Origin of the sequence: Streptomyces sp. NPDC048337, assembly GCF_043201175.1 — a bacterium.
GTDB lineage: Bacteria > Actinomycetota > Actinomycetes > Streptomycetales > Streptomycetaceae > Streptomyces.
Window position 1 is genome coordinate 513,587 of the sequence record NZ_JBICYR010000002.1, and the last position, 25,830, is coordinate 539,416.

Here is a 25,830-nt window from a genome sequence, read left to right on the forward strand (position 1 = left end):
ACAACAGCCCGCGCGTCGCGGCGGAACATGACACGCGTTACGGGTGCGGGCGCCGTCAGGGGCCGGCCGCGTCGTGGCGGAGCACGAGCACGGCGGCGTCATCGGCGTGGCCGGTGGAATCGGCCACCTTCATCACCTCGGCGGCCAGCTCCTCGGGATCGGCGCCCGCCGCCTCCCTGACGACGCGGGCCACCCGCTCCAGCCCCACTTCGATCGGGAACCTCGGCCCCTCGACCACCCCGTCGGTGAGCAGGACGATCGCCCCCGCCTTCGTCAGCCGGCGCCGGGTCACGGCATAGCCCGCCCCGGGCAGCATGCCCAGGGGCAGCCCGCCCTCGTCGTCGGAGATGCCGTACGCGCCGTCCACCGTGGCCCAGACGGAGGGGACGTGCCCGGCCCGGGCGCTCTCGAGTTCCCAGGTCTCGGGGTCGAAGCGCAGCAGCACGCAGGTGGCGAAGAGGTCGCCGTCCGTCGAGAGCAGGACGTCATTGGTCCGGCTCAGCACCTCGCCGGGGTCCTCGACGACCGACGCCACCGCGCGCAGCCCGATCCGGACCTGCCCCATGAACGCGGCCGCCTCGACATCGTGCCCCTCCACGTCGCCGATGGAGAAGGCGAGCGCACCGTCGGGGAGCCGGAAGCCGTCGTACCAGTCGCCGCCGATGTCCAGGCCGTGCCGGGCGGGGGAGTACCGGGCCGCGGTCCGCAGCCCCGGCACGACCGGCAGCGAGGCGGGCAGCATCTCGCGCTGCAGCACCTCGGCCAGCTGCACCCGGGCCTGCTGCATCTCCGCCCCGGCCCGAGCCAGGGCGGTGAGCCGGCCCAGCCTGGACAGGAGGTCGGCGCTCGCGGCCCGCGGCTGACGATGCGGGCTCATGTGCCACTCCTTCCGCTGAGCGAAAGGCCCGTGCTCATCATATTTCCGGTCGGCGCGGTGCGCGCAGGCAGCGGCCGCCCGGCCCCGCCCGCCGGGCGCGTGCGGCCCCGTACGTACCGGGCGTGCGCCGGGCCAGCAGTGCCTTGCCGACGCGCCACCAGAAGTGCGGGGTTTCCAGGGCGGCGGGGTGGCGGCGCATGTTGACCACGTCGAGGAAGCGCTCGTTGACCCAGGCGTCGGTGACGGAGGCCTCGCCCATCCGGTCGGAGAGGGCCTTGGAGATCCGGTAGCCGGGCGGGTAGGGGCCGGTGACGTGGGGCTGGGCGAGGTCCGCGAGGGTGGAGACCTTCCAGGCCGCGTCGACGACGACCCGTACGTGCTCGAAATAGCCGACGGCCGGTGCCGTCAGGTCGGAGCCCTTGCGCAGGTAGGCGGCGAGACAGGAGGCGTGCAGGAAGGCAGAGGTCATCCCCTGCCCGTAGACGGGGTTGAAGGAGGCGACGGCGTCCCCGACGACGAACAGGCCGCCGGGCAGCCGCTCCGTCCGGGACCAGTTGCGCCGCATGGAGTGCGCCATCGTGTACGTCTCGACCTCGCCCAGCAGCTCGCACCGGCGGGCGACCACGCCGAAGGGTTCGGCCTCCATCTCGCACATGCGGCGCAGGAAGGCGTCCCGGTCGCGGGTGAGGCGCCGGTCGGCGTAGGCGGCGATGACCACCATCCAGCGGTCGCCTTCCACGGCGGCCATGGCGCCGGTGTCCGGCTGCCGGTCCAGGGTGCCGACGGCGACCGGGAGTTGGTGGGCGACGCGTACGCCGGGGAGTTCCGGGCCGCGGCGGAAGAGTCCGGTGGCGTAGCCGAGGTCGATCCGCATGCGGTCGACGGGCGGCTCGGGCCAGCCGCCGTCCCGCAGCCAGGAGGTCAGACGGCTGGAGCGGCCCATGGCGTCGACGACGGCGTCGACCGGCAGGCAGGACTCCGGCCCGCCGTCGGCCCCTTGGTGGAGTACGCCGGTCACGCGCCCGCCCTCGAATCGGAGGCCGCAGGCCCGGGCCCGGACCACCGTGACGTGCTCGTCGGCGAGGGTTCGGCGGCGGACGCGTTGCTCCAGGAGGCGGCGCGTGGTCCCGATGAGCTCGTTGCCGGGGACGGCGACCTTGCGCGTGCCCCCCGCGAACAGCTGGATCTCGCTCCCGGAGCCCAGCACCGCCCCGTGGCCCACCAACTCGTCCGTCAGACCGGGGAACCAGCGCTCCGCCTGCGTACGCCCCATGTCGAGCAGCGCGTGCAGCTGACCGCTCTGCGGCACCCCCTTGCGGCCGTCCCCCTGGCCGCCGCCCAGGTCGTCGGGCTCGACGAGGGTGACCCTGACCCCGAAGCTCCGTAAAGCCCGAACAGCGGCGAGGCCCGCGATACTTCCGCCAAGGACCGCGACGTGCTGCATGTGCATCCCCTTCTCCGGAGCCTCGAATGAGACTTCCCGTCAGCACCCTACGGCCGCTCCGTTACGGGCAGGCAGCCCCCCAGGGGGCAGGATGGGGCGGTGGACATGACGGAACTGGAGGCCCGGGCCCGCGCGCTGGCCGGCCGGGACGGACGGCGGCTCCTGGGGATCGCCGGCCCGCCCGGGGCGGGGAAGTCGACGCTGGCCGGGCGGCTGGCCGAGGCGCTGGGGCCGGAGCTGGCGGCGGTGGTGCCGATGGACGGGTTCCACCTCGCCCAGGCCGAACTGGCACGGCTGGGCCGGGCCGACCGCAAGGGCGCCCCGGACACCTTCGACGCGGCCGGCTACACGGCCCTGCTGCGCCGGCTGCGCGAACCGGGCGACGGCACGGTCTACGCACCGGCCTTCGACCGCTCGATCGAGGAGCCGATCGCGGGGAGCATCCCCGTCGGGCCCGCCGTACCCCTGGTGATCACCGAGGGGAACTACCTGCTCCACGACGCGGGGGAGTGGGCGCGGGTGCGGCCCCTGCTCGACGAGGCGTGGTACCTCGCCCCCGACGACACCCTGCGGATCCGCAGCCTGGTCGACCGCCACGTACGCCACGGCAAGGCCCCCGCGCACGCCCGTGCCTGGGTGGCCCGCTCGGACGAGTCCAACGCCCGCCTGATCGCCCCCGGCCGCGATCGGGCGGACCTGGTCATCGGCTGGTGAGGGCGAGGGCGTCGAGGATCTCGGGGACCGCTTCGCGCAGGGTCGTGAAGTGGCGGTGCACGCCGTCCACCGGGACCGGCGCGTTGACCCCCCACACCGTCATCCCGGCACGGAGCCCGGCCTGCACGCCGGACGGGGCGTCCTCGATCACCAGGCAGTCCCGCGGATCGGCGCCGAGTCGCGCCGCGGCCTGCAGGTAGGGCGCGGGCGACGGCTTGCCCTCCTCGACCGCGGCCGCGTCCACCAGGACCTCGGGGACCGGGAGACCGGTGCGGGCGAAGCGGCCGCGCACCCGGTGCTCGTAGTTCGACGTCACCAGGGCCCAGGCGCCCGGGGGAAGGGCGGCGAGCAGTTCCGCGGCGCCGCCGAAGGCCCCGTAGACACCGGACCGGACGTCCTCGTCCTCCAGCTCGTGCAGTGCGGCCAGGCACTCCAGCGGGTCCCGGCCCGGGGCGACCTGCGCGAAGGTCTCGACCGGCCTGGTCCGCAGGGCCACGCCGTAGACCTCGTCGGGATCCAGGCCGTGGCGCTCCGCCCATGTGTGCCAGACCCGGCGCTGGTTGTCGACGGCGTCGATCAAGGTGCCGTCGACGTCGAACAGGACATACCGCTTCGGTTCGCTGATCATGGCCTGATCATGTCATCGCCGGGCGAGGGGCCCTGGTCCGGGCGTGACCGCCTGGACCAGGGCCCCTTCCGCGGGCCGGAGGTCAGACGCCGAATCGCGAGAGCTGCGCGCCGACCACCGGCGCCTCGGGCGTGATGATCTGGTCGAACGTGCGTGTGGTAGCGCGCGAGGGGTTGATGTGCGGGCAGACCATCGGTCCTGTCTGCCCGTTGACTCCGCCCTCCTTGAGCCACCGGCCCACGCAGTACCCGTCCGGCGCGCCCCAGCCCCGCCGGGCAGCAGGTCCTCCACCCAGCCGGTGAGCCGGACGTTCCCCGACCGCCACGCTTCTCGGGACGGGCGCGGCCCGCGTGGTGGGATGGGCTCGGGGGCGGGTCCACCAGCTCACGGAGAGGTCGGGAACATGGCCGAGGCCACCATGCGGGCGATGGCGTACGAGACGTACGGCGGGACGGAGGTGCTCTCCGAGACGCGGCTGCCGGTGCCGAAGTTCGGACCCGGCGAGGTCCTCGTCCGGGTCAAGTGCGCCGCGGTGAATCCCGTCGACTGGACGGTCATGGCGGGCAAGCTCGACGGCCTGATGGACGTCTTCTTCCCGGTGGTCCCCGGCTGGGACGTGTCCGGCACCGTCGAGCGGGTCGGCCTCGACGTTCCCGAGTACTCCGAGGGCGACGAGGTCATGGCCTACGCCCGCAAGGACTACATCCGGGGCGGTACGTTCGCCGAGTTCGTCACCGTGCCCGTACGGGCCCTCGCGCACAAGCCCGCCTCCCTCGGCTGGGCCGAGGCCGCCGGGCTGCCGCTCGCCGGGCTCACCGCCTACCAGCTGCTCACCCGCCTCGGCACCGGCAAGGACGACACGGTGCTGATCCACGGCGCGGCCGGCGGCGTCGGCTCCCTCGGCGTGCAGATCGCCCGCGCGCTCGGGGCGCGCGTCATCGGCACCGCCTCGCCGCGCAACCACGACCGGCTGCGGGAGCTCGGCGCCGAGCCCGTCGCGTACGGGGACGGCCTCGCCGAGCGGGTGCTCGCCCTCGCCCCCGACGGCGCGACCGTGGTCGCGGACTTCGTCGGCGGTGTCCTCGACGTCACCCGCGCCGTGCTCCACGACGACGGCCGGCACGCCTCGATCGCCGACCCCACCGTGCTCGGATCGGGCGGGGAGATGATGTGGGTCCGCCCGGACGGCAGCGACCTCGCCGCACTGGGCCGGCTCGCCGACGCCGGGCAGCTGAAGGTGCCGCTCGCCCGGACCTTTCCGCTGGCCGAGCTGGCGGCGGCCTTCGAACTGAGCCAGGGCGGGCACGCCTCAGGAAAGATCGTCATCGAGCTCTGACGGGACCTCGCCACAGGCCGCCCAGGTGACCTCGACGCCCGCCAGACCGCGCGACCACGGCGCGGACAGGGCGGCGAGACGGGCCGCGTCCGGCGGGGTGGCGCCGAGACCGATCGCATACCGGACCCGGGTCGGGGCGGTGTCGAAGGGGCGCGGCCAGGCATGCGCGTCCGACACGCCCGCCTCCTCCAGGGCGCCGAGCAACGCCCGCAGCCGGCCCCGCACCCGGCCCCGGACCTCCTCCAACTCCCCCTCCCCGGGCGCCCGTACGGTCACCACCGCCCAGGCCGCGTGCCGGCGGTGCGGCGGTGGCGCGGCCAGGGCGGCGCCGAAGCCCTCGGGGTCCGCGTCCAGCAGCTCCCAAGCCCGGTACAGCTCCCGCCCGAGCAGATCGCGCATCCCGGGGCCCACCTGGGCCGTGCAGCTGCGGACCGGCTCGGAGGGGGTGAGGACGGTCACCGGGTCCGGCCCCGGAGCCGCGGGGGTCAGGCCGACCGGGTCCCGCCAGTCCCAGGCCGCCCAGGTCCCGAAGAACTCCAGGCGCAGGGCGGCGGGGGAGAGGTCGGCGGCCCCGCGCACGGTCCGCGCGGCGAGCACCGCCCAGGCCAGCCCCGGCAGCCCGCCGAAAGGCGCCGAGTCCAGACCCCGGGCCCGGGCCCAGGCCTTGACCTCCCGCGCCAGACGGGCGAAGGCGGCGAGCTCCGCGCCCACGTGGCCCCGTACGGCTTCCGCGTCGCTCACCGCGCTCAAGGCGACGGCGGCCGCATCGCCCAGCTCCGCCCGCCGCGCCACCGCCCGCGCCGGGTCCAGCGCGCCGGTGGCGACGACCACCAGGTCCACTTCCAGTCCGGCCACCCGGAACCGCAGCCCCGGCACCCGCGCGCCCGTCACCTCGCGCATGCCCACCGCGTCGGGCAGCGCGGCCGCCACCCGGTCCCGTACCCCGGCGATACCGGCCGCGCCCGGCAGCGCCGCCACCAGGTCGAGGTCCGCCCCCGGCAGCGCGCAGCCCATGCGGCGGGATCCGACCCCGTGCACCACGCCGTCGGCCAGTGCCCCGGCGATCCGCGCCGTGACGGACGCCGCCGCGCCCGGCGGCTCGACCCCGCCCCGGGGCGCGGGTTCCGGCAGCCACCGCACCCGGCCCGTGCCCAGTTCCACGACCGCCCGCGGCCGCATCGGGCCGTCCCCGCGCCGCGAGAGCACGGCCAGTTCCCCGACCCGCGCGGACACTCCGCCGCCGAGCCGGGCCGCGAACTCCCGGGCCGCCCGCTGCGGATCCCGGCTGCGCCCCAGCGTCAGGTGCGGGGTGTAGCCCTCGGCGCGCACCGGGCACCCCGGGAACCGCCGGGTCAGTGCCCGCCGCAACTCCTGCCACGGTGCGTCGCCGGCCGCCGCCGGATCCAGCCACAGGGTGGCGTCCTCACGCAGGCCGAAGCTGTGCACCCCCTCCATCCGTGCGGTGAACGCCGCCGTCTCCGAGGCCACTTCGGCCAGCAGCGGCACGGCCGCCTCGAAGGAGGACTCGGGGACGAAGCCGAACAGCAGGTTCACGTGCGGGGGCCAGCGGTCGGCCGCCGGGTCGTGCTCCCGACGCAACTCGCCGACTGGCTCCGGGAGTTGTGGCGGCAGCCAGGCAACCGCCGTACGTGCCGTCGCCGCCGCGTCGAGCCGCGCGGGCGGCCTGCCGCCTTCCGCCCCGCAGTCCAGCGTCGCCTCCACCCCGTAGTGGTCGGAGATGAACAGCCCTTCCGGGCCCGGGGTGTTCCCGCGCAGCGCCGCCTCCGTCACCCGCGCCCGGGAAGGCGACAGCAGGATCCGGTCCAGCCGCGCGGCCCGCCCCGACAGTGAGCCCACCGCGGCCAGCGGATTGGCCCCCGGATCGAAGGTGGGCGTATCGTCCGCGGGCCCGTGTACCTCGCTCCAGGCGTCCCGCATGCCCAGGGCGCCGGCGGGCCCCTCGGCCCCGGACCGGCCGTCGTTGAAGTCGCCCAGCAGCGCCACCCCGGCCTCGATCCCGCCCAACCGCTCGGCGAGCCCCGCCAGTTCGGCCTGCCGGCGAACCTCACCGTCCTCGGTGTGATCGCTCGTCAGGTGGGTGGCGGCGACGACCAGGGGCCCGGCCGCGGTGTCCACCGTCACCGCGGCGACCGCCTTGTGCGGGCCGAGCCGGTGCAGCCCGGCCTCCCGCACCGGCAGCCGGCTCAGCACCAGCAGCCCGCACTCGGCTACGTCCCGGCCGGCCGGATCCGCGGCGACCGTGTACCGGGCCCGGACCCACGGCGCTTCCAGCAGCATGGCCAGCAGCGCGGGCTCGACCTCCTGGAGCGCGATCACATCGGCGTCGGCGCCCGCGAGATCGGCCAGCAGGAGCGGCCTGCGCCGGGCGGTGGCGATCCGCGGGGCGTCGTAGCGGTCCCAGAGCGTGTTCCACGTCAGCAGCCGTACCGTGGCCGGTGCCCCGGCCCCGGCGGGCCCGGGTGTCGGCGCCGGACGCCAGGATCCGCCGCCTGCCGGATCCCACGCGTGCGGGGTCCGGGCGGTGAAGAACGGCGCCCGCAGCAGGCGCGGTTCGCGGACCCGCCCCGCCCCGGTGACGTCGATCCGGTCCACCCCCGTGGCCCGGTCCCACACCAGCTCGCCGTCCGCCTCGACGAACAGCACCCGGTGCCAGGGAATGTCCCCGCCGGGCACGAAGGAGGGCAGCGGGACCCGCTTCGGGGCGGCCCCGCGCTGGAGCAGCCCGAGCACGAACCGCGCCGGATCGAAGCGGGGGTCCCAGCGGACCTGGTGGTAGAGCTCCTCACTGGTACGCATCGGAATCAGAACCCCCCGCCCGCCGGACCCGGATCGCCCGGGCCGCCCAGAACCCCCGCCGTGTCCTCCACGCTCCCGCCCGCCCCGACGTACCAGGTCCGGTGCGCCTGCCCCGCGTACGGCGGGCCGAACCGGTGCAGCTGCGTGGTCAGCACCCGGTCCGGCACGGGATGCGCCCGCACCGTGTTGCGCCGCCGCAGCTCCGCCTCCTCGACCAGCACCACCGCCTGGGTGACCAGCGCGTCGTGGCGCCGTGCGACCGAACCGGCCAGGCCGCGCTGCTGCTCGTTGAGGGAGGTGGCGTCCCACACCACGGTCCCGCCCGAGGCCAGGGCGGCGTCCAGCCGGTCCAGTCCCTCGCGCAGCACGTCCGCGTTGGCCCGCTGGTCGGCGCGGGACCCCCGGGCGGCCCGCAGATCGTCGAGGCTCACGTAGGCGGACACGCCGGGCAGGCTCCGCGCGAAGGTGCTCTTGCCGCTGCCCGAGGGCCCGCACAGCTGTACCAGCCGGGGGAACGCCCCCTCCCGCCACCGCCAGGTCGCCGCGACGGCCTCCTCCGGGGTGGAGATCCCGCCCCGCGCGAAGGCCTCGCGGGCCTCGGCCCAGCAGCGGTCGGCGGCCTCCGGCCCGAGACCGGCGAGGGCCTCCCGCAGCCCGCCGCGCAGGGGTCCGAGCGGATCCGCGCCGAGCAGCCCCGCCTCCTCGGCGCACAGCGCGGACCATTCGACGCACTCCCGCGCCGCGGGGTCGTCGGCGGTGGCCCCGGCGAGCGCGTGTAGCACCCCCAGGTCGGCCGCCACGGCCAGCCGTACGAGACCGGCCCGCCGCTCCGTGTCCGGGAACGGCCGCTGGAGTGCCCGGTACAGCCCGACCAGGTCGGCCACCCGCCGCGCGAGGGGCATCCCGGCCGGGCCCGCCGCCAGCCGCGCCCCGATCCGGGCCCGCGGCGCACGGCGCAGCAGCGCGGCCAGTACCCCGGCCAGCCGGTCCTCGCCCGTCCGGCCCGATCCGTCGATCCGGGCGGCCACTTCGGCGACCACGGCCGCCGTATCGGCTGCGGCCGCCGTGTCGGCCCCGGCTCCGCCCGCGAGGTCGGCCTCGATCCCGAGGGCGGCCGACAGCCCCGCCACATCGGGGTCCGCGCCCGACCGCACCGCCCACAGCGGGGCCCGTGGCCCGAGCCCGTTGGGCACGACCTGCGCGAACATCCAGTGCGTGTCGGTCTGCACGTGCCCGCCCCGCACCCACTTGGCCACGCACCGCCCGAAGTCCGGGAGCGCGAAGCCGTCCACGGTGCGGACGACGTAGCCCTCCTGGCGGGTGGTGTCGACCCGCAGGCGGCGCAGCGCCCGCTCGTCGAAGACGCCCCGCCACAGCACGCGGGGGGCGGGTACCCCGAGCCCGCGCAGAAACGTTACGGTCCGGTCCCAGTCGAGGCACCGGTCGCCGTCCCACACCGAGAAGCCGTAGAACCAGCTGTCCAGGTCCTCGTACGGGAGGGAGTGGCGGGCGTACAGGTTCTCCCCGCACACCCGCTGCCCGGCCGGGATCCCCGCGCCGATCCGCCCCTGCAACCCCTTCACCCAGGCGCGCGAGGGGTGGTGGCCCGAGTCGAGGGAACGGGCGTGCAGCCCGTCGGCGTACAGCGTGGTGTTCTCCCCGTCGAGCTTCTCCGTGACCACGACCTCCCGGCCGACCAGCCCCGCGAGCCCGGCGGCGGCCCGGACGTCATCCCCGCCCACCCCGGGTGACCAGGGGAGATGTGGGGTGCGGGGATAGTGGGTGCGCATGGTCCGCTCCTGGTCGACGACGGGGGTGCCCCGTCACTGTAGGTATCCGGAGCAGGCGCATCCACCCAATAACGGCCGGCGGGGCCTAACGGCACAGGGCCACGATGGACGGCGAGACGGTGCCGCGGGCGGCCTCGCACAGGGCCGACATGTCGTACGAATGCCCGGGCGCGGGGCGGGACTTCGGCTTCGTGCGCGTCTTGGCCTTGGCCTTGGCCTTGCCCTTCGCCCCGGCCTTTGTCTTCGCCTTGGCCTTCGGCTTCGCAGGGGTGTGCTGATGGGGCCTCGGCGGGGCGGCCGGGCGGGCGGGCTCGGCCCGGTGGGGGTGCGGGGGCGCGGCGGGACGTTCCGGAACCGCCGCCGGTTCCGCCGCTACGGGTGCCACCGGGAGACGGCCCAACGGCCGGGCGGGAGGCGTCGGTTGGCGGGGCTCCGTACGGGCCGCCGCCGGTCCCAGCCGTGGCGATTGCGGCGGGGCGGCGGGGGTCACGGTCACGCATCCGGTGGCCATCGCGAGTGCGGCAAGGGTCAGGGGCAGGGCCCGGCGCAGCTGCATCCGCCCACCCTGCCGTACCCGGGGCGCCGGAGTCGCACCCCCGTCACGCGGACGGGTGACCCGCAGGGCGGGTGGGCGACTCCCGGCGGCTCCGCCCGTGCGTCGCCAGCCGGAGCGCGTGCTCGACCGGGCCGCGGCGCAGCGGGCTGTGCGCCCAGACGCGCTGCCAGCCCCACGTCAGGGCAAGTGCCGCGGTGCTGAAGGCGATCCACGCCGACCAGGACCCGGCACCGTGGGCCGGGCCGGCCAGCACCAGCGCGTGGACCACGTACGCGCTCAGCGCCATCGCCCCGAGCACCGCGAGCGGCCGCAGCAGGCGGGCGCCGACGCCGTGCCGGGCGGCGAGGGCGCACAGGCCGATGAGGGCGGTGCCGACGCCCGCGTTGCCCAGCGTCTCCAACGGGGTCTGGCTGTAGGGGTCGGCGACCAGGAGCCAGTCCCACGAGGTGCTCGGCACCGCGCCGTACTGCGCGCGCAGCACCTCCCGTACGGGGTCGGCGGCGGCCATGGCCTCCGGGTGGTGGACGGCGATCGCCGCGAGCAGCCGTTCCCGGGCGCCGGACACGTGCGTGGCGAGCCAGGCCGCGCCGTAGCCGGCCACGGCGGCCGCCGTGCCCCACACCGCCATCCGCCGGGCCACGGCACGCTCCCGGACGTCGCACAGCCGGGCGAGGGCCATTCCGGCCAGGACGTACGGGAAGTAGGTGGCCAGCGGGTACGCGCCGGTGAGCAGCAGCTCGCACAGCACGTCGCCCAGCCCGGCAGGGGTGGTCAGATCGGCGGCCTCGGGGACCAGGCCGCGGCCGGAGGTCCCGTAGCCGAACGGGGGCCCCAGGAGGAAGGACAGCAGCGGGCCCGCCACCACCGAGACCGCGGCGACGGCGGTGAGCGCCGGTGTGGAGAGCCGGGTGAAGGGCTCGGCGGCCAGGAAGTACACGGCGAAGAAGGCGAGGATGACCAGGATCCCGGGCCACAGTGAGGCCAGGGCCAGCCCGAGCACGGCCAGGACGCCGCAGCGGATCAGCAGTGGGCGGTAGCGCTCCGCCCAGCCTGCCCGCCTGTGCCGGGCGAGGACGAGGGAGAAGCCGGCGAGGAGGGTGAACAGCGCGGGCGCGCGTCCGTCGGCCGCGACGATCAGCAACCGGGCACCCTCGGGCCGCGCTTCGGGCCCGACGTGCACGGCGAACATCCCGAGCACAGCGACCCCCCGCACCGCATCCACCCCGACCAACCTCCCGAAACCCCCGCCGCGCCCGACCGACGTCCCGGAACCGGCGCCGCGTCCGGCCGACGTCCCGGAATGGCCGCCGCGCCCGACCGACCTGCCGGAGTCGGCTTCCTGCCCGGCGGGCTTGCCGGTACCGGCGTTCCGCCCGACCGACCTGCCGGAGTCGGCTTCCTGCCCGGCGGGCTTGGCGGTATCGGCGTTCCGCCCGGCGGGCTTGCCGGTATCGGCGTTCCGCCCGGCGGGCTTGCTGGAGTCGGCGTTCCGCCGGGCTGGCTTGCCGGCAGCGGTGTCGTACCCGGCCGACCTGCCGGAGGCGGCTTCCTGCCCGGCGGGCCCACTGGTATCGGCGTTCCGCCGGGCTGGCTTGCGGCACGGCTCCCGCCGCGCCCCCGCGGGGCTCACCGGCACGTGACGTGGTCGCGCGGCGTGTAACGGGTTCTGATCGTCTCCCGTTTGACCTCCTCGCCGCCCTGGACGAACACCCGGTCCACGGCGACGTCGAAGCCCTCCAGCGGGGGCTGCGGCTCGCACTTCGGGCCGCTGCCGGTCCGGGTGGCGGGCTGTTGGACGTTGGTCCGCGGGCCCTGGGTCGCGCGTATCTCGTCGTACCTCTTCGTGCCCAGGAACGTGATGGTGATGGAGGTGTCCGTGGCCTCGGCCTGGATGTAGAGGGCCTTCCCCGAGTCGTTGGCGAAGCGGAGGTCGAGGCTGCCCCACGCCACGGTGGCCTCGCGGCCCTCCGGGTACCGCTCGATGTAGAAGGAGTGGGCTCCGTACTCGACGGGCTTGACGCCCGCGAAGAACATCGCGTTGAAGACGGTGGTCGCGACCGCCGAGACCCCGCCGCCCGAGGCCTTCTCGTACTGGCCGTTGTTGATGATCAGGCCGTCGACGAAGCCGTTCTCCTTCGTGCGCTCGCCGACCGTCCGGTTGAAGCTCCACGTCTCGTCGGGCAGCACGAGCGAGCCGTCGATCAGCTCGGCGGCCCGCCCGATGTTGGTCGTCCGGTAGGCGGCGGGCTCGAAGGCGACGGTGAAGGAGGACACTTTCTCCCTGATGCCGAGCTCCCGCACCGTGTCCTTGGTGAGCCGGGGCCGGGCCTCCTCGGTGGCGACCTCGCCGGTACGGGCGGCGGCGTCGGCCCCCGTCAGCAGCGGCAGCACGGCCGCGCCCAGGGCCCGCTCGGTGACCTGGCGGCCGGCCCTGCCCTCCTCGGCGACCACGACGCCGCCCGCGCCGTCAACCCGGAGCCGCGCCTCGGAGGGGCCCGGGGTGGCCTGCCGCAACGGCCCGGCGAGGGCCGGGTCGGCGAGCAGCCCCTCGGCGTCGAGGCCGGGGGCGAGGCGGCCCTGGCCGTCGTCCTTCAGGGACAGGTGCTTGGAGAGGACGGCGGGGCCGACGGGTATGCGCCGGCCGCCGACGGCGAGGGTGACGGGCGCGGACATCGCCGGCTCGGCGAACTCCTTCAGGGCCCGGTCCGTCTCCTGCTGCCCGACGCGGGGTTCGGTCCGCCGGACGGGGAGCGCGAGCGGCTCGGCGGCGGTGGTGCCGGTGTCTCCACGGAGGTATCCGGCGCGCAGGGCGTCCAGGGAGCGGTCGACATCCACGGCGATGCCGGTCACCGGGGCCACCGCCTTGGCCTTGCCCTTCTCGAAGCCGACGGACCCCTCACGGGCCTCCTGCCCCGCCTTCCTGCCCAGGCCGTCCAGCGCGGCGCGCGCCGCCTTCTCGTCCAGGCGGACGACCGGCTCGACGTCGGGGTCGCCGGAGGAGAAGAGCCGGCCGATCACAGTGAGCGGGCCGGACCCGGAGCGGGCGGCGCGCTCCGCCGTCGCGGCGGTGTCCAGGGACAGGCCGAGGGCCCCCGGGTCGGCCCGCTCGGTGCGCTCGCCGACGCGCAGCCCGACCGGGGCCGCGGCGGCCGGGCCCAGCCCCCGGTCCAGGGCCCGGCGGGCCTCGGCCCGGCTCATCCCGCCGATGTCGACGCCGCGCACCTTCGTGCCGGGGGCGACGTCCTCGCCGGCCCAGAGCAGCCCGGCGGCGTACAGCCCGCCGAGGCCGACGGCCACCGCCCCGCCGGCCACCCCGACGAGACCCGGCACGGACCACCGCTTCCCGCTGACCGCCGTCCGGGTGCCCGTGCCCGTGTCCGTACGGGAAGCGCGTCGCATGTCTGGGTCTCTCCTCGGGCGGCCGGTGACGTGGTCGGACCGGCGGTTTCCATGCCGCCAGTCCGCCCCGGGACCGTAGCAAGATCTACATAACCAGGTAATAAGGAGGTATAGGAACGGCAAAGGGGCTCGGGTGATCCGCATCGCGAGGCTGCCGTAACCAGGTGGACCCGCCCGCTGTTGCACAGCCGGCGGGTCCACCCACGGTGAACGGAGTTCCGATGCCGCAGCTGACCGACAAGGCGGTGTCCGAGGAATCCCGGCCCGACGAGACCGGTCCCGACGAGACCAGGCCCGACCGGGCGGGGACCTGGATGACCCCGGAGGCGTACGGCGCCTCCCGCGCCGCCCTGTGGACGGGGGCCGTCGTCCTCGTCACCGACCCCGACGGCCGGGTCCTCGTCCAGAGCGTCGACTACCGCTCCGACCGGCTGCTGCCCGGCGGGGCCGTGGACGCGGGGGAGGCGCCGTGCGCGGCGGCGGCCCGCGAGCTGCGCGAGGAGCTGGGCGTCGACGGCCGCTACCCGCGCGGGCTCGCAGTGGACTGGATCCCCGCCGACACCCCCGGCTTCCCGCCCGGGATGCGCTTCCCGGGCGAGATCCTGTTCGTCTACGACGGCGGCACCTGGACCCCGGACCGGATCGACTCCGTCCGCCTGCCCGACCAGGAGGTCACCGGCATCCAGTTCGCCGAGCCGGCCGACCTGCCCGCCCTGATGGACGCGGGCGACGCCCGCCGCGCCCTGTCCGCCCTGCGCGCCCGCGTCAACGGCTCCGGCACCGCCCTGCTGGAGGACGGCCGCCCCACCGTGCCCACCGCCCTGGACCGGCTGGGCGTCCTGCGCACCCGGCGGATCCCGCAGCACGGCGCCTGGCACGCGGGCCCCGTCCCCGCGCGGCTGCCCGTACGGGACCACGCGGGCTGGCTGTTCGCCCCCGACGGCCGGGTCCTGCTGCTGATCGCCCGGGCCAGCGGCGCCGCCCACCTCCCGCCCCCGTCGGCCGGACCCACGACCGGCGCCGTCCCGCTCGGCTACCGGTACGGCGACCAGGGCGCCCACGTCCGCACCGCGGCCCGCCTCACCGCCCTCCCCCCGGCCACCGACCCGGCGTACGCCCGCCTGCTGGCCACCCCCGAGCAGGTCCGCGAACTCAGCGACTGGGGCCCCGCCGGCGCGGACGAACTCGCGGCGGTCCACACGGCCCGCACCCGCCTCTGCCTCCCCGCCCCCACCCGCACCCCACCCACCGAACTCCCGGACCCGGGCACCCGCTGGTAGCCCACCACCGCTGTCGGTGGCGCCCTCTACCGTCAACGGCATGGGATTCACCAGTGTCTGGTCGATCAGCAGCCACGAGGACCGCACCATCAGCGCCCTCACGCCGCGCATACGGCCGGCCCTCGCGGCCGACGCGGCCGACCCGGAGGCGCGCCGCCGCTGGGCATCCTGGCAGCGCGCCCCGCTCCCGGACCAGCGCACCTGGTGGACCGACCCGGCCCATCACGACGCCATAGGTTCCTTCCAGCGGCTGACCGGCCCCGGCAGGCACGTCGACCACCTGTGCGACGGCGATTCCGGCTTCGACATGGGCTACGACGTGTGGGACCACCAGGCGGACCCGGGGGCGGCGTTCGCCTCCGTCCACCGCAAGGACTACGCCGTCGCCGCGCTCTTCCACGCCATCGGCCCGGAGCGCGCCGCGCTGCTGCCGGGCTGGTGCGGGAACTTCCTGCTGGACGCCGCCGAAGTGCGGCGGGCGCTGCCGGGCGTGGAGCGGGCCCTGGATCTCGGTCCGGGGGAGCGGGAGCGTGCGGAGGCGCAGGACTGGCTGGACTACGGGCCCCGCCAGGAAGGCGTGCTGGAGGGGCCGCTGCGCGTCTGGCGGGTCGCCGCGGTGGCGGGGCACGGGCTGTGCGGGCTGGCCTTCCACGTGTCGTGAGGCTGTCCCGCCGGTGCGGCGGGGGTGGTTGTGGTGGTCGCCATGATCGGGAAATCCGGGATCCGGGGTTCGCGGTCCCGCAGCATGGGGCCATGAGCGACAGTGCGATCACCTACACCCTGTACATCCAGGCCGATCCCGACCGGGTCTGGCAGGCCCTGACCGACCCGGCCTTCACGCGCCGGTACTGGGGCCTGAGCTTCGAGACCGACTGGGCGGTGGGGTCGCCGATGGACTGGGTCGAGCGCGGGGCCCGCACCAGCGACCCCGAGCAGGTGGTCCTCGACTGCGTCCCGGACCGGCTGCTCTCCTACACCTGGCACACCTTCACCCCCCAGTGGGCGGCCTCCGTGGGCATCGACGAGGAGCTGCGGGCCGAGCTGGCGAAGGAGCGGCGCACGAAGGTGACGTACGAGATCGAGCCGGTCGGCGAGACCCTTGCCCGGCTGACCATCCTGCACGAGGGCTTCGAACCGGACGGCACCCTCATCGGCATGTGCGGCCGGGCCTGGCCGATGCTCGCATCCAGCCTCAAGACCCTGCTGGAGACCGGGGCGCCGCTGCCCGAGCCGGGGCAGGACACCGCATAGGGCTCGACCGAGCCCTGCGGAGGGATGCCGAGAGCCGGAACCCGCCCGCTTCGCGGCGCCCGGCTCTCCGCACCCCCTGCCCGAACAGCCCCGCGGCGCCCCTGAGATCATGTGTACCGACCACGAATCGGGAGCGTAGCCATGGCAGTTGAGCACCACCGCGCAGGTCCGACGGTCACGGCAGCGGGCCGGACCCTGACGGAGATCCTGGACGCGGCGGCCGAGGGGCACTTCCCGCCGGCCGACGGCGGGACCACCGTGGTGCCGCAGGAGCACCCGCGCGACGCCGGCGTCATCGCCTTCACCGCGCACTCCGTGGTGTTCACCGACGAGGACCCGGACTGGGTGCGGTCCACCCTCGCCTCCCTCACCTGCGACGCCCTCGCCGCCGCCATGAACGCCCGCTTCCTGGCCGCCCTGCTCGACCGTACGGGGCGCACCACCGACACCGTCGACCTGCTGACGGTCGCGGACCCGCTGCCCGGCGATCCCCCGCTGGAGCTGCGCGAGATCGTCGACCCCGACCACCCCCGCGTCCGGCGCGCCCTGCACCGGCGGGACGACGTACGGGTCTGGGCGGCGGACGGGGGAGTGGTCATACTCGGCCGGGGCGTCGCGGGCCGCTGGGAGACGGCGATCGAGGTGGACGAGGGCGTTCGCGACCGGGGCCTGGGCCGGGAGCTGGCCGTCGCCGCCCGCCACCTCGTCCCCGGCGGCGCACCGGTCTGGTCCCAGCAGGCCACCGGCAACGCCCGCAGCGTCCGCGCCTTCCAGGCGGCCGGCTACCGCCCGGTCGGCGCGGAGGCGCTGCTGCTGCCGCCCGCCCGCTGAGCCCCGCCCGCTCGCCCCGACACCACCCTGGCCGCCGGCCGCTCCCGCCGGTCGTGTGGAATGGGTGCCATGGGGAGAGGGAAGAAGACGAGTCGGCCCGCCACGGGCATACCGCAGAGCGTGCTGGTCATGCCCACGGCCGGGGGCTGGGCCCGGTCGATCGCCGGCGTCGGCTGCGGACGGCCGGACCCGGAGATCGTGGACGCCGCCCAGGCCAAGGCCGCGGCGGCCGAGTCCGTGACCTGGTTCGCGGGCCGCCACGGCATGACCGTCGAGATCGACTGGGAGCCGTTGCCGGAGGGTGCCTGGAGGGGCCACGTCCGCGAGGGGGCGGCCCGATGAGCCGGTCCGGGGCAGCCACGCCGCCCGAGCACTGGCGCTACGGCCGGCACCTGGAGTCCCTGGCCGTGGTGCCGGGCGGTTCCGCCGAGGCGGAGGCGGAGGTGGTGGCCGCCGTGTTGCGCGACCCCGATCCCGTGATGGCCGAGAGCGCGGTGGTCACCCACCTGAACCGCCGGGCGGCGCGGCTCCTCGCCGACGAGGGGTTCCCCGCCTGGGCGCAGGCCATGACCGCGGCGCTCGCCGGCCGGGCCTTCCCCGAGCGGCGGCTGCGCGAATGGACCCTGCTCAAGGCCATCACCGACGGCGAACCCTGGTCCGCCGCGGAGCTCACCGCCGCCTCCGACTGGTGCCAGCGCACCGCCGCCCAGTCCCTGACCTCGTACGAGGCCCTGAGCCTGCTCGCGGCGGCCGCCCGCACCCGCCGCGTCCGCAACGCGGCCGCCGAGCGGCTGCGCCGCCGTACAGCGCCCGCACCCGGCTGATCCGGATACGTCACGGCCGCCCGGCCGCAGCCTGCCCCGGCGCGTGCCGTGGACACGGACCGGCCGGGCGGCTCGGCGGCGGCACCGCCACCAGCGGCAGGTCCCACGCCGTCCGGATCGCGGTGAGCAGCGGCCGGGCGCTGTACGGGGACACCGCGAGCTCCCGCCGCGCCTCGGCCAGCAGCTCCGGATCGCCGTCCGGGCCGCGCCCCGCCGCGCTGTCGCGGCGGCGGCCGAAGCCGTCGGCTCCGAACACGTCCAGCAGGGTGAGGGCGAAGTACGAGTACACCGACGCCTCCTCGATCAGCTGCCGGGCGGTGTCCGTCAGCTCCGCGTCGCCCGCGCCGGTCGGACCGTACGGGGTGCGCAGCGCGAACTCCTGCAGTGCCCAATGGAGTTCGTGGGCCTGGGCGGGGCACGAGCACGCCGTGCGCAGCCGTCCGGCCAGGGTCCGGAAGGAGCCGAGCACGACCCCGGTGTCCGCGGTCCACTGCTGCTTGCCCAGCAGCGTGCGGAACCCCGCGAGGGTCTCGGAGAGCTCCTGCAGGATCATCGCCCGGGAGATGTCGCGGAGTTCGGGGTAGCGGGTGGCCTCCTCCGCCTCGATGATGCGCCGGCCGTAGCGGATCAGATCGCGGGGCAGTCCGCCCGAGAGGGCGTGCGCGAGCAGCACGTACGGGCCGGACATGCCCGGGGCCCGTTTCTCCAGGATGGCCTTCGACTCGGCGAGCGTGCCCGGCTGGACGTGCACGACGTCGTCGAGGGAGCTGTCGGTGACGTCCCGGTGCGGCAGGCCGCGGCGGACGAAGGCGGCGCCGACGTCCTCGGCCACCGAGATCAGGTAGTGGACGTGTGGAACGCCCAGGATGGCCTTGATCTCGCCGAGGAACTCCAGGGCCTTGGTGTCCGAACCGAGCCGGTCCACCTCGTCGATGGCGATGACCACGCTCTGCCCGCGCGCGTGCCGCTCCGCCGCGATCCGCACGAGCAGTTCCCGGAAGTCGGCCACCAGCTCGGGGAACTTCGGCGGGACGGTGGACAGCGAGGTGGTGTGCGAGGTGCCCAGGGTCAGCAGTTGGGTCCCGCTCGAGGTCACGCCCGCCGAGGAGCTCTGCACCGTCCGGAGCCGGTACAGCTGGTCCCGGCACTCCCGTACCAGCGGCGGCTCCACCGGGCGGGGCCGCCAGACCACCAGCTTGGCCAGCAGCAGCCCGCAGACGAACGCCGCCAGGCGCGCCGGGTTCCCGCCGTCGGTGAGGGCGGCCCGCATCTCCCCGGACGCGAGCAGCACGACCACGAGCCCGCAGCCGAACGCCAGCTGCAGCGGCGGGTACACCTTCGCGCTCGGCAGGTTCCACCGCCACACCCGGACCGGTCGGGCGGCCGCGGCGAGTTCCACGAGCTTGCCGCAGGCCGCCACCATCAGCACCAGCAGGACGGTCCATCCCCAGTGGGAGAAGGCCGCGGCCGCGTGCCCCCGCACCTCGGCGTCGAGGAGCAGCGACACGAACGGGCCGATCAGCAGTACCAGTGCACCCGCCGCGAGCAGCCCCCGCGCGAGTTCCCGGACGTACTGCCGGGCCCCGGGGCTCCGCCGCAGCTGCCACAGCAGGATCCCGGCGGCCGTCACGGCGAGCCCCACGCCGAGCTCCTCGCCCCGCCACACCCGAGGCACCCAGTCGCCCACGAACCCGGCCGCCGTCCCGTACGCGCGCCGCAGCGGCGACCCGGGGCGCACACCGAGCGAGCGGACCGTCGCGAACAGGCTGAGCACCACCAGCGCGGCCGCCGGCAGGGCGGTGGCCAGCCAGCGCAGCCCCCGCCCCGCGTACGGCCGCACCCCGCGCAGCGCGCGGCGCACCGGTGACAGCCGGACCAACTCCGGCGCCTCGAACCCCTCGTCCTCGATGTGACGCCGGCACAGGGTGATGAACAGCGACAGGAGGAAGTCATGGGGCGCGTACGCGGCGGGCGCCGACACGAACACCGAGAAGCCGGCGCTCTCCGTGCAGCCCCTCAACAGGGTGGTCTTGCCCACGCCCCTGGGGCCGCAGACGGCGATCGTGCCGCCGTCCATCCGGTCCATCCTGCGGCGCAGCCGTTCGGCGGCACTGCCCGCCACCAGGAATCCCGGCCCGTCCGAGGACCGCAGCCCGTCGTGGTGGACCGCCAGCAGCAGTGCGTCGGAGTCCTCCCCGAGCAGGGTCTCCACCACCCGGAGCATCACCGGCGCGGTGCCGTGCACGCGCAGTTCGTAGTACCAGCGCTCCTCCAGCAGATCGGCGCGGAACCCCAGCAGCGGTGTGCACAACCGCCCGAAGAAGAGCACCAGTCGGTCGGCGAGGACACGCCGGGAGGCGCCGTCCCATACCGCCGCCACGAGCGAGGCCGTGAACACCAGGGCGCACACCACGGTGGTGCCCGTGGTCGAGCCGAACGAGACCGCGAGGAAGATGAGGGAGCAGGCCGCGATGTAGACCCGCCAGGTCGCGTCGGGGAGGGAGCCGGCCGCCTCGGCCCGGTTCCGGGCGAGGTCGAGGCGCAGCAGCGAGGCCCGGAACGCGGTGTGCGCGGGCTCGCACGGCTCCAGCGCGCGGTGCACGTTGGCGGCACGCCACATGGCGCGCCACACCGCACGCTGGGTCACACCGCGGCGGGAGCCCAGCCGTCTGCTGATCACGGGATCACGCAGACAGGCGTTCACGCTCCGGCGGTAGACCTCCCGCTCGCGCTCGGACTCCCAGACGCGGAGCGGGAGTTCGAGCAGCCCCGCCAGGTCGGTCGGGTCGGCCCCGGTCCCCCTCTGCATCCACCGATGCTAGCCCGGCGTGCGCCGCCAACGCCACGCGATCGGAGGCGAGTTGAGGAGCCCGCAGGATCAGATGCCGCGCCGCACCCGGGCCGCGCGGCGGGCCTCGGCCTGCTGCCTGGCCTCCAGCGTCTTGCGGGACTCCTTGCCCTTGCCGCCCGGCCGGCCCGGCCGGGTGCCCATGCCGCGGAATCCGAGCTCCGAGCCGGAGGGCCTGCCCTTGGCGTCGGTCGGTGCCGCACCGGACAGTGGCACCCCGGAGGGCGCCTTCGCGCCCGTGATCCGGCTCAGGGCCGCCTCGCCGGACCGCACCTGGGTGATGGTCGGCCGGATCCGGGCGTCCGACATCAGCCGGACGATGTCCCGGCGCTGGTTCGGGGTGACGAGGGTGACGACCCGGCCGGACTCGCCGGCCCGGGCGGTACGGCCGCCCCGGTGCAGGTAGTCCTTGTGGTCGGCCGGCGGGTCGACGTTGACCACGAGGTCGAGGTCATCGATGTGGATGCCGCGCGCCGCGACGTTCGTCGCGACCAGGACGGTGACGGCGCCGGTCTTGAACTGCGCCAGGGTCCGGGTGCGCTGCGGCTGCGACTTCCCGCTGTGCAGCCCCTCCGCCCGTACGCCCATGGCCCGCAGGTGCTTCACGAACTGGTCGACCCCGTGCTTGGTGTCCAGGAACATCAGCACCCGGTTGTCGCGTGCCGCGATCTCGGTGGCCGCCGAGTACTTGTCGGCCGCGTGGATGTGCAGCACGTGGTGGTCCATCGTGGTCACCGCGCCCGCCTGCGGGTCGACGGAGTGCGCGACCGGGTCCTTCAGGTACGAGCGCACCAGTTGGTCCACGTTGCGGTCCAGGGTGGCCGAGAACAGCATCCGCTGCCCCGCGTGGTGCACCTGGTCCAGGATCTCCGTGACCTGCGGCATGAAGCCCATGTCGCACATCTGGTCGGCCTCGTCGAGCACGGTGATCCTCACGCGCTCCAGGTGGACGTCACGCCGCCCGACCAGGTCGCTCAGCCGCCCCGGCGTGGCCACGACGACCTCGGCGCCGGTGCGCAGCGCGCTGACCTGCCGCCCGATCGACAGCCCGCCGACCACCGTGGCCATCCGCAGCTTCAGGGCCTCGGCGTACGGGGTCAGCGCCTCGGTCACCTGCTGCGCCAGCTCGCGCGTCGGTACGAGGACCAGCGCCAGCGGCCGCTTCGGATCGGCCTTCCGCCCCGCCGTACGCGCCAGCAGCGCCAGCCCGAAGGCGAGCGTCTTGCCGGAGCCGGTCTGCGCGCGGCCCAGGACGTCCCGCCCGGCCAGGGCGTTGGGGAGGGTCGCCGCCTGGATGGGGAACGGCTCCTTCACCGCCCGATCCGTCAGCGTCGTCACCAGCTCAAGGGGCAGGTCCAGCTCGGAGAACGAGGTCACCGGCGGCAGCGCCGGCTCCTTCGGCTCGGGCATCGCGAACTCACCCTGCGGCCCGATGGTCCGAGGGGTCTTGGCGGCGGCCTTGGCACCGCCCTTCACACCGAAGCGCCCATGAGCTGACGGGTTCCTCATGCAGGACCTTTCGAAGCGGAGAGAAGAATGGGAAAGAAGATGGTCAACCGCCCATGGTACCAGCGGGGGCTCATGCCTCCGCGGGGTCCAGTTCACCGGCCCGGACCTGTGCGCAGTGGTCGCGCACCTCGACGGCCGCGCGCTGGAACCAGTCGGCGATCACGGCGATCTCGTCGGGGGTGTAGTCGGCGAACAGGGCGCCGAGCCGGTCGTAGAAGGGCTGGTAGACCGCGACCACCCGGGCGGCGGCCGCGGGATCGGCCACCACCCGCACCCGCCGGCGGTCGGCGGGGTCGGGTCGGCGCCTGGCGTACCCGGCCCGCTCCAGGCGGTTGAGCACCCCGGTCACGGCGCCGGTGGTGAGGTCGAGCAGCTCGGCGAGGTCGCCGGCGGCGAGCGGGCTGTCCCCGGCGCCCAGGATGTGCCCGAGGCAGGTCAGGTCGGTGACGTTCAGCCCGAGGCGTTGCGCCACCTCCTGCTGGCCGACGATGCCCAGGGCGACGTACTGGTCCATGCGCGCAAGCGCTTCCTGGGCGGTGGCCGGGGGGCGGGGCTTGCCCTGCACGTACAGACTCCTTAGTCTCTAAGTTACTTAGCGAGTGAGATACTTATCTTGCGAAATAAGTGTCCTGCTCCGAGCGTACTGCCGTCGACCGCCCGACCGGAGGGGAAGCATGAGCGCGCAAGGACACGAAGACCACGGCCACACGGTGGCGGGATGGACCGGAACCGCGATAGCCGTCGTGGGCTTCGGCGTATCGGGCCTCGGGGTGGTGGCGAACTGGATCCCCGGCGTCTTCGTCGGCCTCGGCGTCGTCGCCGTGGCGGCGGTCGTCACCTGGCTCCTGCACCTCGCGGGCTGGGGCAAGCCGAGCGGGCCCCGGCCCGCGTCCGAGTGGGACTGGCGGGTACGGGACACCGCCGCGCACGCGGGTCACGCGGACTGCCTGGGGTGCCGGATCAGCGGACCGCGGCGAGCCGCCGCAGCAGCCCCTCGGCCTCGATCCGCCGTGTCGTTGCCCGCTCCGGATAGCAGCGCATGAACATCCGGGTGAAGTGCTCCCCGTAGTGGATCTCGTCGGTCCCATCGACCCCGGAGTCGTCACCCGGCCCGCGCCGCAGCGGGCGGACCCGGGCGTCGAACCGCGGCTCGTGGAAATAGGCCAGCGTGTAGCGCTCCCGGTCCGCGAGCCGCACCTTGTGCGGGGTTGACAGCAGGGCGCCGCCCGTCAGGAACTGCAGGATGTCCCCCGGAAACACCGTGAGCACCCCCGGCACGGGGGTCACGTACGTCCACCCGGGGGAGTCCTGGGCGAAGCCCGCCGTGCTCTCCCGGGGAAGCCAGTTCCGCGGGCGGCGCTCTCCGGCGAGGGGCGGCCGTACGAAAAGCCCGCCCACCTCGTCCTGGGCGGCGATCACGAGGAGCCCGTAGTCGGTGTGCGCGCCGATCCCGCGCTCCGTCGTCCGCGAGGCGGCCGGGAAGCGCAGCACGCGCATGTGGTGCCAGCCGTCCCGCGTCGGTCCCGCGAGCCGCTCGATGCCCGCCGGGCCGAGGCCGAGCCCGAGCGCCACGAGGCGCAGCAGCCGCTCGCCGAGCCCGCCCACGCCGGCCAGGTAGGCCTCCATCGCCGCGCGGTAGGCGTCGTCGGGCCAGGGGACGGGCCCGTGGCACGGCAATCCGCCTGATCCCCGCGCGGCCGGCAGGTCGGGGGTGATGGTGAAGATCTCCGACGCGTCCTGCTCGCCCGCCGTGACCTCCTCGCCCGACGCGATGTACCCGCTGTACGAGGTGTCGTTGACGCACGCCGTCTTGTGGGCCAGGGGGCGGGCGAAGAAACGGCGGCTCGCGGCGAGGGCCTCCCGCGTCCGCGCCCGCATGCGCGCGTCGGCCTCGACCTGGAAGATCCCGTCGCGCTGCCAGGCCGCGGTCATCGACCTGCCGAGCGCCTCGTCCGCCGCCGTGCCGGTCACCCGGTCCGGCACCTCGAATGTTGCGAAACCGCCCATGTCCGCCCCTCCCGGAGGCTCTGCCGAAGGCACTTCTCCCCCGTTTCACGGACAGGACGGCCAGAAGTTCGAATTCGCGGCACGCCCCGGTTGGCCGCGTCCGGCGTGTGCTGTGCGGGACCGTTGGGCAGGATCGAGACGGCCGCGCGTGCGGCCCGCAGTGGAACGTTGAGAAGGATCAGCCAGATGGCAACAGGCACCGTGAAGTGGTTCAACTCGGAGAAGGGGTTCGGCTTCATTCAGCAGGACGACGGCGGGCCGGACGTGTTCGTGCACTTCTCCGCCATCGACACCCCCGGCTTCAAGTCGCTGGAGGAGAACCAGAAGGTCGAGTACAACGTCACCCAGGGCCCCAAGGGCCCCCAGGCCGAGCGGGTGGTTCCCCTCTCCTAGCACCGCTTCACGAGCCCAGCCCGTGATGTGAGCCCCGCCGGTCCACCCGGCGGGGCTCTCGCGCGTTCAGGGGGCTACACGGCCCGGTGGAGGGCCAGCAGGAGCGGCCACAGGAGGTCCGCGAGGCCTGCCGGATCGGCGGGGACGGTGCCGTGGAGCCAGTCGGCCAGGACGCCCGTGAAGGCGGCGGCCACCGCCGAGGCCACGAGGTCCGGGTGCGGGGCTCCGACGGCCGTGCGCTCGGCGCGGGCGCGGGCCCGCAGCTCCCGGTGGAGGCGTTCGCCCAGCGGGCCGCCGCCGCCCGGGAGGAGGAGCGTGCGGTAGAGCGGCGCGCGCTCGGCCGCGTCCGCGAGGAAGCCCGCCAGCGCGGCGGGCGGCCGGGCCGGGGGGACGGCCGCGGGGCCGGTCTGCCAGGCGTGCAGGGCGTCGACCGCCGCGTGCACCACATCGGCACAGGCGTCCACGGCGAGCGCGGTGAGGTCCTCGTAGTGCAGGTAGAAGGTGGCGCGGCCGACCCCGGCCCGGCGGACCACCGCCGAGACGCCGACCTCCGCGAGCGGTCGGACGGCGCACTCGGCGAGCAGGCTCTCGCGCAGCCGAGCCTTCGTCCTGGCCGTACGGGGGTCCGGCGCGCGCGACTCCTGCGGGCTCACGAGGCCAGCAGGGCCGCGCCGAGGGCGAGCGCTCCGGGCAGGGCCTGGGCCACGAGGATCCGGCGGTTGGCGGTCGCGGCCCCGTACACCCCGGCGACGATCACGCACACCAGGAAGAAGACCTGCGTGGCGAGCGAGTCGACGATCAGGGACCAGACCAGGCCGGCGGCGAGGAACCCGTTGTAGAGGCCCTGGTTGGCGGCGAGCGGCGCGGTGAGCCGGGCGGTGTCCGCGTCGAAGCCGGACAGGGCGCGGCCCGGCGGCCGCTGCCACAGGAACATCTCCAGCACCAGGAAGTACGCGTGCAGCGCGGCCACGAGGCCGATCAGGATCTGAGCGACCGTGTGCATGGCCGCCTCCATTTCTCGGGGGATCGTCAGGGCCGGATTTCCTGGACAACTGTACAGGAACTCTTCCGGCGGCTGTCGGGCCCCGTCGCCGCGCCGCTCGCAGGCCCGTCCGCGCCGACGGGCGTCAGGCTCCGGTGCGGACGGAGATGGCCGAGACCGGGCAGGCCCGGGCCGCCTCGCGGACCAGTGCGCTGCCGGCGCCGTCCGCACGGCCCGGGAGTACCGTGCCGAAGCCGTCGTCGTCCTGGGTGAACACCGCGGGCTCCGTCAGCGCGCACTGGCCCGCGCCGATGCACACCCCGGTGTCGATCTCGATGTGCACG

At 75.2% G+C, this 25,830-nt stretch carries 25 protein-coding genes; 10 read left to right on the plus strand and 15 right to left on the minus strand.

Features of this window, described 5'->3' with window-relative positions; all coding sequences use genetic code 11:
• Window positions 1-55: 55 nt before the first annotated feature.
• Together ACGFYU_RS05385 and ACGFYU_RS05390 are read right to left on the minus strand one after the other, a co-directional pair.
• The gene (locus tag ACGFYU_RS05385) at window positions 56-877 is read right to left on the minus strand and encodes a PP2C family protein-serine/threonine phosphatase (RefSeq protein ID WP_393825899.1); all 822 of its coding nucleotides are present in this window, start codon (window positions 875-877) and stop codon (window positions 56-58) included.
• A 37-nt stretch (window positions 878-914) separates the two neighbouring features.
• A complete protein-coding gene (locus tag ACGFYU_RS05390; protein WP_393825900.1) occupies window positions 915-2,321 on the minus strand; it encodes an FAD-dependent oxidoreductase in 1,407 nt (468 codons plus the stop codon).
• Window positions 2,322-2,426: 105 nt separating this feature from the next.
• Between ACGFYU_RS05390 and ACGFYU_RS05395 the strand changes: the two genes are divergently transcribed.
• On the plus strand, window positions 2,427-3,035 hold the full coding sequence (locus tag ACGFYU_RS05395) for a nucleoside/nucleotide kinase family protein (RefSeq protein ID WP_393825992.1): 609 nt from the start codon (window positions 2,427-2,429) through the stop codon (window positions 3,033-3,035).
• On the opposite strand, the gene ACGFYU_RS05400 is transcribed toward ACGFYU_RS05395, so the two are convergent.
• Entirely contained in the window at window positions 3,022-3,663 is a 642-nt protein-coding gene (locus ACGFYU_RS05400; RefSeq protein ID WP_393825901.1) for an HAD-IA family hydrolase, read from the minus strand. The genes ACGFYU_RS05395 and ACGFYU_RS05400 overlap by 14 nt on opposite strands.
• Window positions 3,664-4,081: 418 nt before the next feature.
• On the opposite strand from ACGFYU_RS05400, the gene ACGFYU_RS05405 reads away from it, so the two are divergent.
• Window positions 4,082-4,999 carry an NADP-dependent oxidoreductase gene (locus ACGFYU_RS05405; RefSeq protein ID WP_393825993.1) on the plus strand — a complete coding sequence of 306 codons (918 nt, stop codon included), beginning with the start codon at window positions 4,082-4,084 and terminating at the stop codon, window positions 4,997-4,999.
• Here ACGFYU_RS05405 and ACGFYU_RS05410 read toward each other — a convergent pair.
• The 5 genes from ACGFYU_RS05410 to ACGFYU_RS05430 all read right to left on the minus strand — a co-directional run bounded on the left by ACGFYU_RS05410 (window position 4,973) and on the right by ACGFYU_RS05430 (window position 13,561).
• Complete coding sequence (locus ACGFYU_RS05410; RefSeq protein WP_393825902.1) at window positions 4,973-7,816, minus strand: poly(A) polymerase; 2,844 nt, start codon at window positions 7,814-7,816, stop codon at window positions 4,973-4,975. The genes ACGFYU_RS05405 and ACGFYU_RS05410 overlap by 27 nt on opposite strands.
• 5 nt (window positions 7,817-7,821) lie before the next feature.
• Window positions 7,822-9,606 carry an RNA ligase family protein gene (locus ACGFYU_RS05415; RefSeq protein ID WP_393825903.1) on the minus strand — a complete coding sequence of 595 codons (1,785 nt, stop codon included), beginning with the start codon at window positions 9,604-9,606 and terminating at the stop codon, window positions 7,822-7,824.
• Between the two features lie 85 nt (window positions 9,607-9,691).
• Window positions 9,692-10,162, minus strand: coding sequence for a hypothetical protein (locus ACGFYU_RS05420; RefSeq protein ID WP_393825904.1), 471 nt, complete (start codon window positions 10,160-10,162; stop codon window positions 9,692-9,694).
• Between the two features lie 43 nt (window positions 10,163-10,205).
• On the minus strand, window positions 10,206-11,798 hold the full coding sequence (locus ACGFYU_RS05425; RefSeq protein ID WP_393825905.1) for a DUF418 domain-containing protein: 1,593 nt from the start codon (window positions 11,796-11,798) through the stop codon (window positions 10,206-10,208).
• On the minus strand, window positions 11,789-13,561 hold the full coding sequence (locus tag ACGFYU_RS05430; protein WP_393825906.1) for a VanW family protein: 1,773 nt from the start codon (window positions 13,559-13,561) through the stop codon (window positions 11,789-11,791). Before ACGFYU_RS05430 ends, ACGFYU_RS05425 begins: the two co-directional genes overlap by 10 nt.
• A gap of 221 nt (window positions 13,562-13,782) precedes the next feature.
• Here ACGFYU_RS05430 and ACGFYU_RS05435 point away from each other — a divergent pair, with 221 nt between their 5' ends.
• From ACGFYU_RS05435 to ACGFYU_RS05460, 6 genes are all read left to right on the plus strand, one after another.
• Window positions 13,783-14,841, plus strand: a complete 1,059-nt coding sequence (locus tag ACGFYU_RS05435; RefSeq protein WP_393825907.1) for an NUDIX domain-containing protein — start codon at window positions 13,783-13,785, stop codon at window positions 14,839-14,841.
• 40 nt (window positions 14,842-14,881) lie between these two features.
• Window positions 14,882-15,502 (plus strand): hypothetical protein, encoded by a 621-nt coding sequence (locus ACGFYU_RS05440; RefSeq protein ID WP_393825908.1) that lies wholly within the window; start codon window positions 14,882-14,884, stop codon window positions 15,500-15,502.
• Between the two features lie 92 nt (window positions 15,503-15,594).
• Window positions 15,595-16,092, plus strand: coding sequence for an SRPBCC family protein (locus tag ACGFYU_RS05445; protein ID WP_393825909.1), 498 nt, complete (start codon window positions 15,595-15,597; stop codon window positions 16,090-16,092).
• A gap of 141 nt (window positions 16,093-16,233) precedes the next feature.
• The gene (locus ACGFYU_RS05450; RefSeq protein ID WP_393825910.1) at window positions 16,234-16,923 is read left to right on the plus strand and encodes a GNAT family N-acetyltransferase; all 690 of its coding nucleotides are present in this window, start codon (window positions 16,234-16,236) and stop codon (window positions 16,921-16,923) included.
• 69 nt (window positions 16,924-16,992) lie between these two features.
• Entirely contained in the window at window positions 16,993-17,265 is a 273-nt protein-coding gene (locus tag ACGFYU_RS05455) for a hypothetical protein (RefSeq protein ID WP_393825911.1), read from the plus strand.
• Complete coding sequence (locus ACGFYU_RS05460) at window positions 17,262-17,747, plus strand: hypothetical protein (RefSeq protein ID WP_393825912.1); 486 nt, start codon at window positions 17,262-17,264, stop codon at window positions 17,745-17,747. Before ACGFYU_RS05455 ends, ACGFYU_RS05460 begins: the two co-directional genes overlap by 4 nt.
• Before the next feature lie 10 nt (window positions 17,748-17,757).
• Here the strand turns inward: ACGFYU_RS05460 and ACGFYU_RS05465 are convergent, their stop codons facing one another.
• The 3 genes from ACGFYU_RS05465 to ACGFYU_RS05475 all read right to left on the minus strand — a co-directional run bounded on the left by ACGFYU_RS05465 (window position 17,758) and on the right by ACGFYU_RS05475 (window position 22,669).
• Window positions 17,758-20,556 (minus strand): hypothetical protein, encoded by a 2,799-nt coding sequence (locus ACGFYU_RS05465; RefSeq protein WP_393825913.1) that lies wholly within the window; start codon window positions 20,554-20,556, stop codon window positions 17,758-17,760.
• A gap of 69 nt (window positions 20,557-20,625) precedes the next feature.
• On the minus strand, window positions 20,626-22,104 hold the full coding sequence (locus ACGFYU_RS05470) for a DEAD/DEAH box helicase (protein WP_393825914.1): 1,479 nt from the start codon (window positions 22,102-22,104) through the stop codon (window positions 20,626-20,628).
• Window positions 22,105-22,174: 70 nt separating this feature from the next.
• Window positions 22,175-22,669: a MarR family transcriptional regulator gene (locus ACGFYU_RS05475; protein WP_393825915.1), complete on the minus strand. Its 495-nt coding sequence runs from the start codon at window positions 22,667-22,669 to the stop codon at window positions 22,175-22,177.
• Window positions 22,670-22,778: 109 nt separating this feature from the next.
• Here ACGFYU_RS05475 and ACGFYU_RS05480 point away from each other — a divergent pair, with 109 nt between their 5' ends.
• Window positions 22,779-23,147 (plus strand): HGxxPAAW family protein, encoded by a 369-nt coding sequence (locus ACGFYU_RS05480; RefSeq protein ID WP_393825916.1) that lies wholly within the window; start codon window positions 22,779-22,781, stop codon window positions 23,145-23,147.
• On the opposite strand, the gene ACGFYU_RS05485 is transcribed toward ACGFYU_RS05480, so the two are convergent.
• Window positions 23,065-24,111 carry a 2-oxoglutarate and iron-dependent oxygenase domain-containing protein gene (locus tag ACGFYU_RS05485; RefSeq protein WP_393825917.1) on the minus strand — a complete coding sequence of 349 codons (1,047 nt, stop codon included), beginning with the start codon at window positions 24,109-24,111 and terminating at the stop codon, window positions 23,065-23,067. The two genes, ACGFYU_RS05480 and ACGFYU_RS05485, sit on opposite strands and share 83 nt — an antisense overlap.
• A 186-nt stretch (window positions 24,112-24,297) precedes the next feature.
• Here ACGFYU_RS05485 and ACGFYU_RS05490 point away from each other — a divergent pair, with 186 nt between their 5' ends.
• Window positions 24,298-24,504, plus strand: coding sequence for a cold-shock protein (locus ACGFYU_RS05490; protein ID WP_393825918.1), 207 nt, complete (start codon window positions 24,298-24,300; stop codon window positions 24,502-24,504).
• 74 nt (window positions 24,505-24,578) lie between these two features.
• On the opposite strand, the gene ACGFYU_RS05495 is transcribed toward ACGFYU_RS05490, so the two are convergent.
• The 3 genes from ACGFYU_RS05495 to ACGFYU_RS05505 form a co-directional block, all read right to left on the minus strand.
• Window positions 24,579-25,157, minus strand: coding sequence for a TetR/AcrR family transcriptional regulator (locus tag ACGFYU_RS05495; protein ID WP_393825919.1), 579 nt, complete (start codon window positions 25,155-25,157; stop codon window positions 24,579-24,581).
• Window positions 25,154-25,507 carry a DUF1304 domain-containing protein gene (locus ACGFYU_RS05500; RefSeq protein WP_393825920.1) on the minus strand — a complete coding sequence of 118 codons (354 nt, stop codon included), beginning with the start codon at window positions 25,505-25,507 and terminating at the stop codon, window positions 25,154-25,156. The genes ACGFYU_RS05495 and ACGFYU_RS05500 overlap by 4 nt, the downstream gene beginning before the upstream one ends.
• A gap of 124 nt (window positions 25,508-25,631) precedes the next feature.
• Complete coding sequence (locus ACGFYU_RS05505) at window positions 25,632-25,829, minus strand: ferredoxin (RefSeq protein WP_393825921.1); 198 nt, start codon at window positions 25,827-25,829, stop codon at window positions 25,632-25,634.
• Window position 25,830: the final 1 nt, after the last annotated feature.